Here is a 16,636-nt window from a genome sequence, read left to right as displayed (position 1 = left end):
CCCTACAATTTTTATTCCCCTTGTTCTTTTCCCTATGTCTCTTGAGACAGCCTTTACTGCATAGACTGCATCAGATTCTATAAAATCAATCTCCCCCAATTCCTCTGTGCTTGAATAAAAGATTATATCCTCTTCTCCAAATGGTGGTGTCACCTCAAGCTAATTTCAAGTCTTTTGGATATTCTACTGTAACTTAATTTTTAATTTTCTTTTATCACTTTGTCAATACTTTTTATGCCCAAAAGTTGTATCGGTAGGTTTTTCATTTTCTTCTCTGTAAGTTTATACTCTATGTTAAAGTTTCTTTATATTAGCAAGCTACCTCTGAAAGAAGCAAATCCCAACTTTTGAAAAACATGAAATAATAAAAATATTTATAGCCATAATTTTCTTTTATTGACTATTTTAGTAATACTTTTTTACTCTAAAAGTAGCCTTGTTATTATTTTTTTAAATGCAAGAAAAAAGTAGAAGTGATTGAAGACAGGTATAGAGATACTTACCAGATAGATGGTAGTAATAAGAATATGGACAGCTTCTTCCCATCTTCCTGATGGAAAACTTATTTAAATTCTCTGCCTCCTTTATTAACTCCATTATGTTAAAATCTAGCTCTGGCTGGAAATATTTCTATTTCACATTCCGAAAATTTTAACTTCTATTATCAAGTATCTGCTTCATCTTAATCATAGAGTCTTTCATCGCCCGTATAAGTCTTTCCATAACTAAATACATGTCATCTAAAATCGTTACAACACTAAATTTTTTTTTGTAATCTGGTAGATTAGATCCCATAGCTCCATTTATTTCTATAAAGCTTGTAATAAAATAAGACTGCACAAAATGCATAAATATCTCAAAAAACTTTTTCTCTGAGAAAATCTGTAATGGCTTTTGAATTTGAAGAAACAATCTATTTGCCTCATCAACGTCATATTTTCCATTTTTTTCAAAGTCACTTATGATACTCCTAGTGAATTTTTCTGTAAGTATTTTCCCATCATGCATCTGGGCTATCACCTCATCTGCATAACTAATAGCATCCACTACCTTTTCCATCATCTTTTTCCTTGAAAGTTCTATCTCTTCAAGTGTAGGATAATTAAGAGAGGATTTTATAGTCTCCAACACCCCTATCCTTTCATTTATATATCTATCTATAGCTTCTTTAAAAGATATGACTTCCGTTCCCGGAATCCTTGCACCACCTTCTGTTGCATTAACTACTTTACCATTAAAGTTTGCAATATCTTTCTCGTAATACTTTAGAAATTTATACCATGTTTCTGTGGTCTTTATCTTAGGGACAAAATTCCCTTCAACCTCTAAAATTCTTTCTCCCTTATGATAATGCTCCTCTTTTTCCCCAAAAGTAGCTCCCTTTGCATGGGTGACATCATCCTCACCAAAAGCAAGATCTTGACCAATAAGAATAATCGGATTGCAACCTAAAAACTCAAGAATCTTAAAAGCCATATTAGCAGCAGATGAACCGATGTTTAAGATCCCTTTTTCTATCTCAAGCCATTGAAATGTGGCAAAATTTCTGTATACGATAATTCTCTCTCCAGGGAAATTAGCATAAGTCTCTGGTCTTATCACAGGACAAGCTGCTAAATATACATCTTTTACATCTTCAGCAGTAAGACCTTCAAATAGTTTAGACGTGGCAATCACCCTTTCCAAAGACGTGACCAAGTGAGGCTTAAGTTCATAATTTTTCATTACCCTTACTGACGCATCCACAGCACAGATAACCGACTTATCTTCTAAACCTCTTAATAGTTCTATATTTTTATTTAAGGACGGACCTGTAGCCACCACGATCCCAGGTTTACCTTTAAATTTATCTTTGAGATCTTTGATACCAGGATTTCTTATTATTTCATTGATATTTAGAAAGATATTTTCTATACCTATCAAAGAATCCCAAGGATCATTGCCGAAATGGAGCAGTACCTCCCTGATTGCGTCCTTTAGATGATTCATAATATTTTTATAGTAATAGGTATGAAGTTTTATAGAAAGTTTGTTATCGATAATATTTATAGCTTTTACATAAAGCTTTAAATTCCCCATCATCAATATATCATGAAAGTTTAAAAACATATTCTTATCAGGATCTCCAATAAAAAGAAAAACTCTCTGATCTTTTATCATCAGCTCATAGTCTATCATTTTCATTGCATGATAAAATGGCTCAATTTCTGGGTCTATCACAATATATACCGATTCAGGAACATTATAGTTTTGAAGCATCCCCATCAGCTCATATCCAAGCCCAAAACCAAAAAACAGATTTAGTATCGGTAAATGTACTTTATCCTTAAGATCCTGTAGAATAGGGGTCAAAGGATCATTATTATTGTAAGCCATCATATCCGATGACAAGTGCAAAAGATTTGGATATCTCTTTGGATGATTAGAAGTAATCACTTTATATTTGGAAGGGGAAAAATTTGCTAATTTTTCATAAATCTCAGGTCTATACTTTTTTAAACATTCCAAATTTTTTTTGTAAAAGTCCATACACACTCCAATTTTATTTTATGTATAATTCATGAAAGCAAAGATAATGCCAAAGATATGGGAAATTTTAAACTTTTAAAATATTACAGATCATCCAAAGTCAAGGGCTCTCCACGTTTTATATCTCTTTTTGCTCTTTTCCCCAAAAGCTCTTTGTAATATTTTGGATGAAGACCATACCCGGGCCTAATCGACCTTATATTTTTATCTGTAAATATCTCTCCCACTTTTATATCATCCACAGCGAAAAGACTTCTACTAAATATCCGACTCTTTTCAACTTTGGGGGATAGATCATATGTTACAGTGCCCAAAGCCTTTTCCACCTCCCTGATATTCTTTACCATCTCTGCAAACTCATTAGGCTCAAGGGAAAAAGCAGCATCGGGCCCGCCCAGCTTCCTATCAATTATGAAATGTTTTTCCACAACTCGAGCACCTAAGGCAACAGAAGCAATCGGTACTGAGATACCCAAAGTGTGATCTGAGATACCTACATTCACACCGAATCGGACTTTCATATCAGGTATTGTTAAAAGATTTGCCTCCTCTAAAGGAGCAGGATAGGAAGATGTACACTTTAGCAATGTGATCTCTTTACATCCATTATCCTTGCATGTATCAACGGCAAGCTGAATATCAGATAATGTGGCTATTCCTGTTGAGATTATTATTGGCTTACCTTTAGAAGCGATATATTCAATAAGCGGTATATCTGTTATCTCAAAAGATGCCACTTTATAAATAGGGACATTGAGGGTTTCGAGAAAATCTACAGCAGTTTTATCAAACGGAGTGGAAAAAAAGATGATACCAAGCTTTTCAGCTAAATCTTTAAGCTCATAATGCCATTCCCATGGGGTATAAGCCTGCTTGTAAAGCTGATAAAGGGTCTGCCCATCCCAAAGGGTCCCCTGTTTAATCTGAAAGTATTCGTTATTACAGTTTATAGTAATTGTATCAGGGGTATATGTTTGTAATTTTACCGCATCTGCACCAGATTCCTTCATCGCATAAAGAGTTTCTTTTGCAATTTTTATATCCTGATTGTGATTTGCCGAGAGCTCAGCAATTATAAAAACGTTTTTATCCAAAAGATTAGTCATATATTATCCCCTATTTTGTAAACTATATAAATATCCAACAAACATTTATCTAAAATAAACCTCAGAATCTTATCAAATAGATTTTAATCTTTCACTAAAATCTAAATAATATATCAGCTCTCTTCTACCACTTCTTATTATATTAATACTATTTCTAACCCCTTCGTTAAAAAGTAGATCCAAAACCCCCATATATGGCAAAAACTCACCAAAAAGTTGATTATACTTTGGATGATCGTAATTGTGATAATATAATTTAATATTCTCTCTTGTAAATGCACCACCAATAGTATCACGATCTATATAAACTGAAGAACCTTGTGGAGATATATATGTATCAGCTCCTATTTCTTTACATAATGCCGCCAGCAGATCATCTTTCTTGTAATTTAAATTTGATAAATCCGAGCTTTTAATAGTCTTAGTTTCTATTCCCAAGATATTTTTGATTTGTTCAATAAAATTGATATTAAATTCAGATAAGATCTGAATTTCATTCATAATCAAGCTACTTACAAAAGGGAAGATATCGTCAAAAAATTTCGATTTTTTATAATTGTACTCAATAGCTTTTAAATGATCTCTTCTCCACCCATCTCCATTCACCAAAGCTTTATTTATTGTAATATCATCCCTTGGAGCTGTATGTTTTATTGGTATAGTTAAAAAAAGTTCGCCATTAGGGCTTTTTATCCTATTTCTCACCTGCCAACTTCTTTTAACCAATTGAACATTATCCAGATACACAAAACAATCAACTCTATCTATCAAATCGAAATACCCCAACCAAGGGTTATATGTGGGCTGCATTATTGCACAAATCATAAACTAAAATCGCCCCAAATAACTATATCAGCATTGAAAATCTTTCTATCAACATGGTAATTCTCCTCATAAAGATGAAAAGTCTTAAAATTATTTAATTTCAAATACTCATTAATTAACAACAAGATTTCAGCTTCTTCATATAATGTAAGATAATTATCTTTCTCATTTGTAATTTCACTTTTTATTATATATTCATTTTCACCTACTTTTTCTGATAAAGCCACCCTCATATCTCTTGGAGATCTAAATCTAATAAAGATTTTACCATTCGATTTTAAAAAAGACCTCAAATCCCAAAGAAGCTTTTTAAATTCTTCTCTTTTAATATAATTTATAATATTAGGCAAAAGCACAACATCATATTTAACTTCAGAGCTCAACAATGAATTAAGATCCCTAATATCACCACAATAGAATTGGAAAGAATTGTCTGAATCTGTTTTAAAAAGATTTTCAAAATTATACCTAGCATTTTTAATTTCATCGTCGTCTATATCAATTCCAACAACATCATATTCATAAGAATAAAATAAAGATAGATTGTTACCATTTCCACACCCCAGCTCTAATACATTTCCTGTAATTTTATCAAGTTTTTCTTTGAAAAAAAATTTTGTTACATACAGATCTGGAAATTTTAAACCTTTAATATTACTTATTAAATTACCCATACTAACCTCTTAAATGTTAACTTGAGTAAAAATCTACCAGATATTTTTTTAAATTTCTACAATATCGATAAGTTTTCTTGCTAAACATCACAAGATTTTTGCAATACAAACCGAATCATTACCACCATCTGCATAAGCAAGAAGATCCATATTATTTTGATCTGATAAAATCAGATTCTTTATAATAGATAGCGTAGAATTTTCCATAAAATTACATTTTACTTATTCACCCTTAGCTATGTTAACATAAATTTAAATAATTGTCAAGTATATCTTCGAAAAGGATTAATGTTATGAAATTGTAAAATACCATTTTCTAAAGGGCAAAGTCCATCTCTTTTCAAAATTTAAAATTCCAACGCTGTACTACTCCCATCGATACCATAAACACTAAAACCATCCAATTCTAAAGCCCACAAATTATTCCCAGCACCACCCCCAACCTCTAAAATTTTTACATCATTTTTGGACTTTTCTTTAAGGTAATATCTCAACACAAAACTGATTACCTTCTCATATGGAAATCTTGCTGATCTACCTTCTTTTCTTATATCTTCCCATAAAGTTTAAAACCACTCATAGATCACTTCCCTAAGGGTTTTATTATCCAGACTAAATTTTTCTAAAATTACTAAGAGGATCTAAATTCAATAGACTATTAAATTTTTTTAACAACTTTTCACTAAAAAGCTCTTCAGATATCATCGATATTCTTTCTCGCAAAAGGTCTGATTTCTCTTTTCTATTCTTATATGATGAAAGCTTTAAAATCTTACTTTTGATGTTAGACAACGGTTCATCCCACCATCCTACATTCTCCACTAGCCCCAATTCCTCAAACTTTTTCACATTACCTATCTGATTCTCTGCTACTATCACTGCTATTGTTGGCACACCCACCCTTGCAAGTTCATAAAGGGTCTGACCACCAGCAGAGATGGCAATATCGCTATCCAACATAATATCCCTAATCTTTTTACCATCTGGATGATATACCAAAAACGTTTTATTATCAACATATTTTTCTATCTCATCTATATTCCTAAATCCTCTCCCTATTATCACATACTTTTTTAAACCAGGATACTCCTCTACAAGAAAATTTAAAACCTTAGGAGTCATATTTTTCACATCATCACCACCGAATGTGATCATTATACTTTCCATATTTACCCTAATCTCTTTTTCAGGGAGATCCCAAAATTCCATTCTCAGTGGTAAATATTCCATACCTAAGAGATATACGATATCACCCCTCTCAGGGTAATTTAGATCTTTTGCATGGATATTACCATTTATCACTACACCCCTCGGGTACTCCAACCTATTGTTGTCGTCGTAATAAACGGGAAGTTTTACAATATTACTAATTTCTTCATACAAAGATTTATCTGCCAAATAACTATCAATAATAGCAATATCAGCACCTTTTATAAGGTCGAATAACCTTGCTTTATTATCAATCCAATCAAAAATCTCACACTCTGCTTCTTTAATAATATCTTCAACAAAATCATCACCATTAACTATAAACTTCGGTGTAATACCTCTTACTTTGAACCCTTGATAGACAGCATACATTCGTGTCAGATGCCCAAAACCTATATCTGATCCACCTTCTGTAATTATATATATCTTCATACAATTATCACCGATGATTAATTATACTATACAAAATTACATACCATCAACGAATTTTCTAATTATATCGGCACTTCCATCTAAATCTTGCAACTTCAAAATCTTTATAGCCTCTTTAAGCTCATCTTTTAAATCAAAAAAGTGCTTTTTTTGGACTACTTTTTTATTTATAATTTTCAACCAAGGTTTCGACCTAAAGAGATGGACAACATCACCTGCTAAAAAATATTGTTCCTTTTCGAATAAAAAGTCAAACACAGCACACAATAAAGCGTAATCCTCTTCGGTATCCAGAGTAATCCTTATATCAGGAGCATACAACTCCTGAGGTGCCTCAAACGATGATATCTTAAACATATCACAATGAGTGGTGGAAATGTATGGGCAAACATGCTCCCTTTCAAAACTATCTTTTGCTTGTAAATGAGCCTTCTCAAGGGCTGAAAAAGATATCACCTCCACATCAAGCCCATGTGGAAAGGTGGGTTTTATAGTATTGGATGTATAATCGGCGTTATCCTTTAGATGTAATTCTATAACCTTGTCGATTATCTGCCAGTCTATACAAGGGCAATCAGAGGTAATTCTTACTATCAAATCGATAGAACTTTCCTTTGCTGCATTGTAATATCTACTAAGCACATCCTCTTTACTTCCCCTAAACCATTTAACACCCTCTTGTTCGGATATATCTATTATCTCATCATCGGCAACATCATTTGTGGTAGCAACGATCAATTCATTGATCATGCTGGACTTAAGGGTTCTTCTTATGACCTGTTGAAGAACTGTAATACCACCCCCAAAAGGTAATTTGAGTAAAACTTTTTTTGGAAGCCTCGTGGAAGAGCTCCTCGCTTGAATAATAGCCCCAATTTTCATAAAGATTTAAACACCCCATACGTTTTATCTATTACATAACTTATATCTTCCTCCGTCATTGCCGGATAGATAGGTAAACTAATCTCCCGCTGATAAAAATCCTCGGCATCTTTACAGATCCCCATTTCATAACCCATTGACTCGTAAAATGGATGATGGTATACAGGGATATAATGCACCTGCACACCGATACCATTCTTTCTTAGTAATTCAAAAATCTCTTTTTTGAGATCTTTATATCTATCTTTTAGCCTAATCGGGTAAAGATGATATGAATGAAAAGCATACCCCTTTTCTAAAGGTATATCAAAATAGACGTTTCCTTTAAAATGGGAATTATAAATATCTACTATTTCTCTTCTTTTCAATACAAAACGATCCAATTTGTTTAGCTGACTTATCCCAAGAGCTGCCTGAATTTCAGTCATTCTGTAATTATATCCCAAAAACTGCATTTCGTAATACCAATCCCCATCAAACATAGAATGATACTTGTTAAACTTCCTTTTCTCTTTTGTAATCCCATGATTTCTAAATAAAAGCAACTTCTCATAAAGATCATAATCATTTGTGAGCACTGCCCCACCTTCACCAGTGGTGATATGTTTTACGGGATGGAAGCTAAAAACCGTCATATCAGAAAATTGGCAAGATCCTACTTTGAATGTTAAACCATTGGTTGTATATCTTGCACCGAGGGCGTGACAGGCATCTTCGACCACCTTTAGCTGATATCTATCTGCAATATTCCTGATTTTTTCCATATCACAAGAATGACCAGCATAGTGGATCGGAACGATAAGCTTTGTCTTTTCAGATATTTTGTCTTCAATCAAATCCACATCTATGTTACCTGTATCTGATTCCACATCTACAAACACAGGCTTAGCTCCCAAATAGATCCCTGCATTCGACGTAGCCACAAAGGTCATCGCAGATGTAATAAATTCATCATCTTTTGATAATCCAGCTACAAAATATGCCCCATGCAAGGCAGATGTGCCACTATTAAAAACCACTGCATATTTCGAGCCACAATATTCAGCCAAACCATCTTCAAACTGTTTTACCTTAGGACCTTGGGTTAAAAAATCTGACTTTAATACCTCTACAACAGCATTTATATCTTCATCATCTATATATTGCTTTCCATAAGTGATATATCGATACTGAGTATTTAAGTTTGTTGGTTTATCATCTGTTATCATTTAAATACTCCAACATTTTAGATTTCAAAATTAAGCTCTTTTATAATCTTTATCAATTCTTCTTTTGTTAGCCACCAATTATTATTATCACTTCTGTAAGAAAAGCCCTCCGGAAGAGTCTTACCACCAACACCAAATTCACTTGGCGCTTTCCAATCCAAAAATTCTGGAATAATCCTATAATGATCTTCATATTCCCTCGTATGCCTTGCATCATCCTCAGGGATCATAACCTCATGCATCTTTTCTCCAGGTCTAATACCTATCTCTTTAATCTCTGCCTCCGGTGCAATAGCTTCAGCAAAATCGATCATCTTCATACTAGGTATCTTAGGAACAAATATCTCCCCACCAGTCATATACCTAAAAGCCTTTACCACAAGCTCCACCGCCTGTGGTAATGTAATCCAAAACCTTGTCATATCCCTGCGGGTAATCGTTATCAAACCCTCCCTCTTCTGCTTTAAAAAAAGAGGTAATACTGACCCTCTACTACCCAAAACATTCCCATACCTTACAACGGCAAACCGTGTAATTCTACCTCCAGCGTAAGCATTCCCAGCCACAAAAAGCTTGTCAGAGCATAGTTTTGTAGCTCCATACAGATTTATCGGTATTGCAGCTTTATCTGTGGAAAGAGCTACAACCTTTTTCACATTGTTGTCAATACAAGCCTCAATAACATTTTGGGCACCCAAAATATTAGTTTTTATAACCTCAAAAGGGTTATACTCCGCAGCTGGCACCTGCTTCAATGCAGCGGCATGTACAACATAATCTATACCATAAAAAGCTCTATAGAGCCTATCCTTGTCCCTTACATCACCTAAAAAGAACCTCAAACGCCTGTCATTACTAAATTCTTGGGCCATCTCATACTGTTTAAATTCGTCTCTACTCAATATCACTACACGTTTAGGCTCACATTTGGTCAATAGATATTTTACAAACTCTTTTCCAAAAGATCCGGTGCCACCAGTTATCAGAATATTTTTATCCTTAAACATCATTTCCCCTTGATCCTTTCAAAGCTAATCTGGATCTTCTGACCGTTAAAGTATGATGTAATATCAAACCTGTCACTTTCATTATACATTTTATTGAAAACTTTTTTCAACTCTTTTGTAAAAAGCATCAAAGAAAATTTTCTGCATCCTTTCATAAAAACCTCCTTAAAGGTTTTTAAAGGTCTCTTTTCAATTACCATGCCAAAAGATCGGGAAATTTTATCCTACCGTGTAAAAAAAGGCGGGGTATACCCGCCCATAATCTCACTTAATCGATGCTAAAATTAAATCTTTATACTTTCAGTTTTCTTTACAATTGTCACTTTACCTGCTTCAAATTTGATTTCAACTGCTCCGTAGTAATCCGTATTAAACATTTCCCTCAACATTTCATAAAGTTTGGTAAGCTGAGATTTTTCTTTATTTATATTGTTGTTTTCACTTTTTCTAACTACTGCAGACATAACTTACCTCCATTTTTTTAATTTTTTAAATTATCAAACTATTTCAAAAGTTGTAAAGCCATCTGTGGAATCTGATTGGCCTGGGCCAGCATAGCCATACCAGATTGCCCAAGAATCTGAAATCTTGTGAATGTAGCCATCTCTTCAGCAACATCAAGATCACGAATTCTTGATTCAGAAGCGGTCATATTCTCCTTTGCCACTGTCAGATTGTTAATTGTGTGTTCAAGTCTGTTGATCTGGGCACCTATAGTAGCTCTGATTGTCACCACCTGACTCAAAGCATTGTCAATATCCGGAATTGCCTTCTGGGCAAGAGACTGGGAAACAAGGTACACATTTTCGATCCCAAGCCCTTTCACATCCAGCTGAGGTATAGATACCGAGAGACTCTGCCCTTTGTTTGGCCCTATTTGTAGATCAGTGGAATTATCCACCACATGGAGGTAATATTTCTTGGTGGAAGCATTAGCATTTTCTTTAAATTTCAATGTACTGTTTGTGGAATCCCATTCAGCAGATACGTTTGCCCTTGAATCTATTACGAGTTCTATACCATTGATCACGCCATTTACTCTATCATTACCTGTCTCATCTGTACCTATTAGATTACCGGTGTGGGCATCTTTGATGGTTACAAGGGTGGTGTTGTTTTCTGATTTCTGAATTTCAGCTAAAGAAAGCGCATTAAGGAGTCTCTGATCACCACTGAAAGCTATCTCCCCCTGCTCTCCCGCAAGAGCTGTCTGAATTATAAAGGTACCTTTTACTGTTCTTGCTCCATCAGTTGTCGGTGTAGAGATATAATCCACCAAATGAGAATTTACAAGAGCATTATCAGATCCTAAACCAAGTTTATTTACGATTGCATCTGTCATCTTGTATTCGAAGTCTGATACGGTGTCATCAGCTTCAAGATAGATCATAGCACTCTTCCCGTTACCCCAGATGGTGAGCTCCTGTTTGTTTTCAAATAGGTTATTCCCATCAGCATCTATGAACCTTGCAATATCTTTTAGCTTTGTAGTTGTAGTAGCTGCTTCACCACCGCCAGAGAGATGAAGGGTACCCTGTCCAGTATTGACGGTACCATCTGTCTTGGCAAATACTATATCTATACTACCAAGGTTTAAATTACCTGTCAGTTCATCCAAATCAGCTAGATAGATTGTATGTGTTATATCATCTGTAGAAGATGCAAGTGAATTAACTGCTGTGAAGTTAATTGTTAGATTAATTTGTTTATCTGAAGGGCCATCCGTCAATATTATCGCACCAGAACCATCTCCCACTGTAGTATAATCAATCCCCCTCGAAATGGAAAATAAAAATCTATCTCCATTTTGAAAGGTCCCTACTGCTGAGAGGCTAAAACCTGCAGTGGTTGTTATACCATCAGCGATATCATTATCTGTAGAAGAACCTATCCTCTGCCCTGTTATTGCATCATAAAAATATGTTATTGCAGCACTATTATTATCACCTGTGATCTCCACAAGAGCATAACCGTCAAAGGTCAAATTTGAGCTTATTGTGTTTAATCCTACAGTTCCTGCAGATCCTGGTTGCAAAAAAGAACCTATCGTTGCCACAGCTGAGTTTGTGGTACTTGCCGTACCTACAAGTGTAAGAGTGTAATCTGAACTCCCGGTAGACCAGAGAGTTCTGGGTTCCCTAACCTCTTTGATATTTGTATCATATGTTGCATTTGCTGTGCTATCTTTATATTCCGCACCAATCTTACCCTCTTGAAGGGTCATTATATCAGTTTTGAATATCTGATTCTTGCCGATTTTGTTAGCTTTGAGGGATATTTCGTAGTTCCCTTCGGCAACATTACCCCTGATGATGGCATTGATCTTATTTTCACTTGCCGACCAAAGGGCTGTACCATCACCGTTTAAGAGCTTTTTGGTATTGAATTCGGTGGCTGCCGAGATACGGTTTATTTCAGATTTGAGCTGTTCCACCTCTTTCTGGAGTTCAACCCTATCATTTGAAGTATAGGTACCGTTTGCCGCCTGTACCGCCAGCTCCCTCATCCTCTGGAGCATTGAAGAGACCTCTTCTAAGGCTCCTTCAGCAGTTTGAAGCATAGATATACCATCCTGGGCATTCATAATCGATCTTTTCAGACCACTTATCTGCCCCCTCAGCTTTTCAGAGATTGCCATACCTGAGGCATCATCTGAAGCGTGATTAATCCTGAGACCTGAAGATAGTCTCTCAAGAGACTTTCCCAACATATTGTTGGTTGCCGTGATATGCCTTTGGGCATTCAAAGACATTAGGTTGTTGTAAATTGACACTGCCATATTATCCTCCTTGATTCTTTCAATAGAGGGTTTCTCTATTTTCTATGACGCTTCCCTGCGTCTTAAGCAGTGAATCGGAACAGTTGATTAAAACTTTAGGAAATTTTTAAAATTTCTTTTAAAAAGTCTGAAATATCAGTCTGAAACTCCATAACTGTTGTTTTTACAGGGTGTTTAAACCGTAAATAATAAGCCTGAAGGGTCAACCTTTTATCCTCCCGCTTTTCATTATACAAAAAATCGTAATACAGAGGATACCCCAACGCTTTAAGATGCACCCTTATCTGGTGGGATCTGCCGGTAAGAGGAACAACATCAATTAAAGTCTTATCGGAAAATCTATCTAAGACAAAAAAGGATGTCAGAGCCTTTCTACCACTTTTGAAATTTATCTTATACCTACCATGATAATTCACCTTTGAGATCGGTAGCATACAGGTAAGATCCGACGGGAATCCCCCTTTGCAGATGGCGTAATACCTCTTGTTAACCTCCGATCTTTCAAATTGTATCGACAAATTCCTGTGAGATCTTTCATTTTTGGCAAAGACCATAAGCCCAGAAGTGCCGTAGTCAAGCCTGTGAATCACAAATATTCTACCATAAACTTCGGTAAGGTGATCCTTTAAATTGGGAAGATCCTTATCATACCTATCCGGTAAAACCAATAAACCATGCCCCTTGTTTACCACAAGAATGTCATCATCCTCGTAAACAATTTCAAAATTCATATAATAGTCTTAAAGTCGTATGGATATACTTTTAAAAGTACCCCTTCTTCGATCTCCCCCACCATCTCGGAAGGTATCATACAGAATCCATTCGACTCAGCAATGGAACGGATCATGTGGGAATCCTGATTATCAAAAGGATAAGCCACAAAACGACCATCTTCATATCTTAGTAATACTCTATTGAAGTGGACTCTATCATTTCTTTTCTTCATCCTCCCCTTGAGATAAGCATCCACAGATTTTGGTAATACATCCTTCACACCGTACATTTTTTTTATGAATGGCACCAGATAGAAAAAGACGCAGAAAGCAGAGCTTACTGGATTACCGGGAAGGGCAAAAAATGGCAGTTCATTTATAAATCCAAAAGAAAAAGGTTTCCCAGGTTTCTGCTTTATCCCCCTAATTAACCATTTAACCCCAAGTTCTTCCGACACATTCCCCACCACATCGTAATCACCACTTGATATTCCGGCACTTGATACTATGATGTCATATTTTTTATCGATACGTTTGAGGAAATTTTTCAAATCTTCGTTATCATCTTTAAAAATACCAAGGTATTCCACATCCACACCAAAATTTTTCAAAAACCCCCTTGCAAAAAATCCATTTGAATCGATGGTTTTTTCTGGATATGCCGCATCAGTGGGGAAAGTAAGCTCACCACCTGTGGAAAAGATCCCTACCCTCAACCTTCTACTCACCTTTATATATGTAATACCTGCGGAAAGAAGCCTTGAAAGTATAAAAGGCGTTATCTCTTTCCCCTCCATATCTATTTCATCACCCACATCCACATCTTCGCCGGCCTTCCGGATATGATTACCATATTTCATCTTACCATCTATGTGAACTTTATAGGATCCTTCATTGGTAATTTCGATTTCCGCCACGCTATCCCCACCGGATGGGATAAAACCACCAGTCATTATTTTATAGCATTCCCCTTTCCCCACATGATATCCGGATACATCATCACCAGCTTTTATTACACCATTAACCCGAAATTCCCTGATCCCATTATTATAATCTTCCCATCTGATGACGTAACCATCCATTGCGGAATTATCCTTAGGAGGTAATTTTCTGTTGGAATACACCTTTTCATAAGCTATTCTACCCAAAGCCTCTGTAGATGGTACGATCTCATAGCCCACTTTATCCGCATACTGTAAAATCAATGTCTGTGCTTCTAAAGGAAAATGCATAAAACACCTCGATATTTTTTCTATTGCTTTTTATAACATAACAATTTAAATTAGTAAAGGAGGTAGATATTTTATACGGTTATACTGATAATGTAAAAGTAGGTTATCTAAGAGCTTTAGAAAAATTTATTAAAAAGAAAAATATATCAAACACTCTCATCTCTAATGAACTTTTAAAACGAATCTCCTCAATATCCTTTGAGATGGGAAGACAGATAGGTCTTTTGATAGATAGAAACAACATCATACAAATCGTCCTTGTGGGTACAAACAAAGAGGTGCTTATTCCAAAACTTGAAAGATTTGCCATAACACCTGGTAAACTAAGGGGGCTAAGACTCATCCACACACACCTATATGGAGAAGATCTGGATGAGGATGATATTACTGATCTAAAACTTTTAAGACTGGACGCTGTATCTGTAATAAAACTAAACGACAGGGGAGAACCATACAAACTCCAGATGGCTTACCTTTACCCATCTCAGGAAAAAGAGTATGATATTAAGGAATATAAAGATCCATATAATATTAAGGATAATTTTATTGAATTCATCTCCGCTATAGAATCGGAGCTTTCCAGAAAGATAAAGGAAAGATATGAGGTAAAAAAGGGGTTTTCTGGAGTTTTAATCGGCGTTTATAAAGACAAAAAAGAGGCGGAAGAAAGTCTATTTGAGCTGAAAGAGCTATGTAGAACCGCAGAAATTATCCCCGAAGAGGTATTCATACAGATAAAAGGGACTATTCATCCAAAATTTGTGGTGGGCCCAGGTAAATTAAAAGAGATAGTGATCTATGCCATGCAAAATAATATCGATTATCTAATATTCGACAACATTCTATCCCCAGCTCAATCCCGTAGTATTGCAGAGCAAACAGAGATGAAAATATTGGATAGAACTCAGCTTATTTTAGATATATTCGCCCGTAGAGCAAAGTCTAATGAAGGAAAAATAAGAGTGGAGCTTGCCCAGCTGAAACATATTCTCCCACGACTCACCGGAAGAGACGACTCCCTATCAAGATTGACGGGAGGAATAGGAGGAAGAGGGCCGGGAGAAACAAAGCTTGAAATAGATAAAAGAAGGATCAGGGATAGAATAGCATTTTTAACCAAAAAATTAAAGGAGATAGAATCTGTAAGGCAGACCCAGAGGGTAAAAAGAACGAGGAAAAATCTTCCCATAGTTTCAATAGTGGGTTACACAAATGCAGGTAAATCGACACTTTTGAATAATCTCACCAAAAGTGATGTCTATGCGGACAATCTAATGTTTGCCACACTTGATACCACCTCCAAAAGGCTTCGTTTCCCGGAAGATAGGGAATGTATCCTTACAGATACCGTAGGATTTATAAGAAATCTTCCGGAAAGTCTGAAAGGGGCATTTAAATCTACCCTTGAAGAGCTTGAAGAGTCTGACCTTCTCATTCATCTTGTGGATATTTCCAATAATCAGTATAAAAAACAGATAGACGCTGTAAATCAAACATTTGAAGAACTCAAATTAAATGATAAACCGAAAATAATTGTGTTTAATAAAATTGACCTCGTGGATGAACAGGTAATTACAGAAGCCCAAAAGGATTATCCAGAAGCTATATTCATATCCGCCCTCAACAAAAAAACATTTGAAGAACTATTGATAAAAATAAATCATATTATTTTTATGGGAGGTAAAAAACTTGGAATCCCCGTCAGAGATTATTTTGAAAAGATTTAATGCTTTTACACAGAATAATCCCGATGTTATATATGGTTGCTACGCCAATGGGAGCGATTTTATAAAATTTTTCCCTGAAAAGCAGTCTTATACAGACTTTTTTGAAAACTTGAAAAAAGAGTTACTGTCGATTAATATCACCATTATAAAGACTGAAGAAAAAAAGAATCTGGCAAAAGTATTATTCATAGAATCTTTTCTCTCAATAGAAGAAGGGCAGGTGGACTATTTTTCGAAATCGATCCTTATAAAAATCAATAATGAATGGAAAATACTGAAAGAGACAAGGGAGAAGTCGATCCGCAAGGTTTGA

Annotated in this window: 16 protein-coding genes; 2 read left to right on the top strand and 14 right to left on the bottom strand. The window is 35.3% G+C overall.

Annotated features, from left to right (window positions below; all coding sequences use genetic code 11):
* Window positions 1–651: 651 nt before the first annotated feature.
* The 14 genes from ACP5Q2_RS02680 to ACP5Q2_RS02615 all read right to left on the bottom strand — a co-directional run bounded on the left by ACP5Q2_RS02680 (window position 652) and on the right by ACP5Q2_RS02615 (window position 14,596).
* On the bottom strand, window positions 652–2,529 hold the full coding sequence (locus ACP5Q2_RS02680) for a 6-hydroxymethylpterin diphosphokinase MptE-like protein (protein ID WP_424605943.1): 1,878 nt from the start codon (window positions 2,527–2,529) through the stop codon (window positions 652–654).
* An 83-nt stretch (window positions 2,530–2,612) separates the two neighbouring features.
* Window positions 2,613–3,635: a pseudaminic acid synthase gene (pseI, locus tag ACP5Q2_RS02675; protein WP_424605944.1), complete on the bottom strand. Its 1,023-nt coding sequence runs from the start codon at window positions 3,633–3,635 to the stop codon at window positions 2,613–2,615.
* 72 nt (window positions 3,636–3,707) lie between these two features.
* On the bottom strand, window positions 3,708–4,460 hold the full coding sequence (locus ACP5Q2_RS02670) for a WbqC family protein (protein ID WP_428096949.1): 753 nt from the start codon (window positions 4,458–4,460) through the stop codon (window positions 3,708–3,710).
* Complete coding sequence (locus ACP5Q2_RS02665) at window positions 4,457–5,134, bottom strand: class I SAM-dependent methyltransferase (protein ID WP_428096946.1); 678 nt, start codon at window positions 5,132–5,134, stop codon at window positions 4,457–4,459. The genes ACP5Q2_RS02670 and ACP5Q2_RS02665 overlap by 4 nt, the downstream gene beginning before the upstream one ends.
* A gap of 347 nt (window positions 5,135–5,481) precedes the next feature.
* The gene (locus ACP5Q2_RS02660) at window positions 5,482–5,631 is read right to left on the bottom strand and encodes a hypothetical protein (protein WP_428096944.1); all 150 of its coding nucleotides are present in this window, start codon (window positions 5,629–5,631) and stop codon (window positions 5,482–5,484) included.
* Between the two features lie 115 nt (window positions 5,632–5,746).
* Complete coding sequence (locus tag ACP5Q2_RS02655) at window positions 5,747–6,775, bottom strand: PseG/SpsG family protein (protein ID WP_428096941.1); 1,029 nt, start codon at window positions 6,773–6,775, stop codon at window positions 5,747–5,749.
* 36 nt (window positions 6,776–6,811) lie between these two features.
* Window positions 6,812–7,657: a cytidylyltransferase domain-containing protein gene (locus ACP5Q2_RS02650; RefSeq protein WP_428096938.1), complete on the bottom strand. Its 846-nt coding sequence runs from the start codon at window positions 7,655–7,657 to the stop codon at window positions 6,812–6,814.
* Window positions 7,654–8,865: a UDP-4-amino-4,6-dideoxy-N-acetyl-beta-L-altrosamine transaminase gene (gene pseC / locus ACP5Q2_RS02645; protein WP_428096935.1), complete on the bottom strand. Its 1,212-nt coding sequence runs from the start codon at window positions 8,863–8,865 to the stop codon at window positions 7,654–7,656. The genes ACP5Q2_RS02650 and pseC overlap by 4 nt, the downstream gene beginning before the upstream one ends.
* A 17-nt stretch (window positions 8,866–8,882) precedes the next feature.
* Window positions 8,883–9,872 carry a UDP-N-acetylglucosamine 4,6-dehydratase (inverting) gene (gene pseB, locus ACP5Q2_RS02640; RefSeq protein WP_428096932.1) on the bottom strand — a complete coding sequence of 330 codons (990 nt, stop codon included), beginning with the start codon at window positions 9,870–9,872 and terminating at the stop codon, window positions 8,883–8,885.
* On the bottom strand, window positions 9,872–10,027 hold the full coding sequence (locus ACP5Q2_RS02635) for a hypothetical protein (RefSeq protein WP_424605955.1): 156 nt from the start codon (window positions 10,025–10,027) through the stop codon (window positions 9,872–9,874). The genes pseB and ACP5Q2_RS02635 overlap by 1 nt, the downstream gene beginning before the upstream one ends.
* Before the next feature lie 129 nt (window positions 10,028–10,156).
* A complete protein-coding gene (locus ACP5Q2_RS02630) occupies window positions 10,157–10,336 on the bottom strand; it encodes a hypothetical protein (RefSeq protein WP_013450831.1) in 180 nt (59 codons plus the stop codon).
* 38 nt (window positions 10,337–10,374) lie between these two features.
* Entirely contained in the window at window positions 10,375–12,651 is a 2,277-nt protein-coding gene (locus tag ACP5Q2_RS02625) for a flagellin (protein ID WP_428096928.1), read from the bottom strand.
* Window positions 12,652–12,746: 95 nt separating this feature from the next.
* On the bottom strand, window positions 12,747–13,382 hold the full coding sequence (locus tag ACP5Q2_RS02620) for an RluA family pseudouridine synthase (RefSeq protein ID WP_428096925.1): 636 nt from the start codon (window positions 13,380–13,382) through the stop codon (window positions 12,747–12,749).
* Window positions 13,379–14,596, bottom strand: a complete 1,218-nt coding sequence (locus tag ACP5Q2_RS02615) for a molybdopterin molybdotransferase MoeA (protein ID WP_428096922.1) — start codon at window positions 14,594–14,596, stop codon at window positions 13,379–13,381. Before ACP5Q2_RS02615 ends, ACP5Q2_RS02620 begins: the two co-directional genes overlap by 4 nt.
* A gap of 203 nt (window positions 14,597–14,799) precedes the next feature.
* Between ACP5Q2_RS02615 and hflX the strand changes: the two genes are divergently transcribed.
* Both hflX and ACP5Q2_RS02605 read left to right on the top strand, forming a co-directional pair.
* On the top strand, window positions 14,800–16,323 hold the full coding sequence (hflX, locus tag ACP5Q2_RS02610) for a GTPase HflX (RefSeq protein WP_428096919.1): 1,524 nt from the start codon (window positions 14,800–14,802) through the stop codon (window positions 16,321–16,323).
* The gene (locus ACP5Q2_RS02605) at window positions 16,310–16,636 is read left to right on the top strand and encodes a hypothetical protein (protein WP_424605960.1); all 327 of its coding nucleotides are present in this window, start codon (window positions 16,310–16,312) and stop codon (window positions 16,634–16,636) included. The genes hflX and ACP5Q2_RS02605 overlap by 14 nt, the downstream gene beginning before the upstream one ends.

Source organism: Calditerrivibrio sp. (genome assembly GCF_049968475.1).
GTDB classification, from domain to species: domain Bacteria; phylum Chrysiogenota; class Deferribacteres; order Deferribacterales; family Calditerrivibrionaceae; genus Calditerrivibrio; species Calditerrivibrio nitroreducens_A.
Note: the sequence above shows the minus strand (reverse complement) of the source record. Positions and strands in the feature narration are given on the sequence as shown.

Bases quoted from the DNA above. Each gene is read 5' to 3' on its own strand.
- ACP5Q2_RS02615 (WP_428096922.1), bottom strand. From the start codon at position 14,596: ATGCATTTTCCTTTAGAAGCACAGACATTGATTTTACAGTATGCGGAT.
- ACP5Q2_RS02630 (WP_013450831.1), bottom strand. From the start codon at position 10,336: ATGTCTGCAGTAGTTAGAAAAAGTGAAAACAACAATATAAATAAAGAA.
- ACP5Q2_RS02680 (WP_424605943.1), bottom strand. From the start codon at position 2,529: ATGGACTTTTACAAAAAAAATTTGGAATGTTTAAAAAAGTATAGACCT.
- pseI (WP_424605944.1), bottom strand. From the start codon at position 3,635: ATGACTAATCTTTTGGATAAAAACGTTTTTATAATTGCTGAGCTCTCG.
- hflX (WP_428096919.1), top strand. From the start codon at position 14,800: ATGGGAAGACAGATAGGTCTTTTGATAGATAGAAACAACATCATACAA.
- ACP5Q2_RS02670 (WP_428096949.1), bottom strand. From the start codon at position 4,460: ATGATTTGTGCAATAATGCAGCCCACATATAACCCTTGGTTGGGGTAT.
- pseB (WP_428096932.1), bottom strand. From the start codon at position 9,872: ATGTTTAAGGATAAAAATATTCTGATAACTGGTGGCACCGGATCTTTT.
- ACP5Q2_RS02655 (WP_428096941.1), bottom strand. From the start codon at position 6,775: ATGAAGATATATATAATTACAGAAGGTGGATCAGATATAGGTTTTGGG.
- ACP5Q2_RS02650 (WP_428096938.1), bottom strand. From the start codon at position 7,657: ATGAAAATTGGGGCTATTATTCAAGCGAGGAGCTCTTCCACGAGGCTT.
- ACP5Q2_RS02635 (WP_424605955.1), bottom strand. From the start codon at position 10,027: ATGAAAGGATGCAGAAAATTTTCTTTGATGCTTTTTACAAAAGAGTTG.
- ACP5Q2_RS02665 (WP_428096946.1), bottom strand. From the start codon at position 5,134: ATGGGTAATTTAATAAGTAATATTAAAGGTTTAAAATTTCCAGATCTG.
- ACP5Q2_RS02625 (WP_428096928.1), bottom strand. From the start codon at position 12,651: ATGGCAGTGTCAATTTACAACAACCTAATGTCTTTGAATGCCCAAAGG.
- pseC (WP_428096935.1), bottom strand. From the start codon at position 8,865: ATGATAACAGATGATAAACCAACAAACTTAAATACTCAGTATCGATAT.
- ACP5Q2_RS02620 (WP_428096925.1), bottom strand. From the start codon at position 13,382: ATGAATTTTGAAATTGTTTACGAGGATGATGACATTCTTGTGGTAAAC.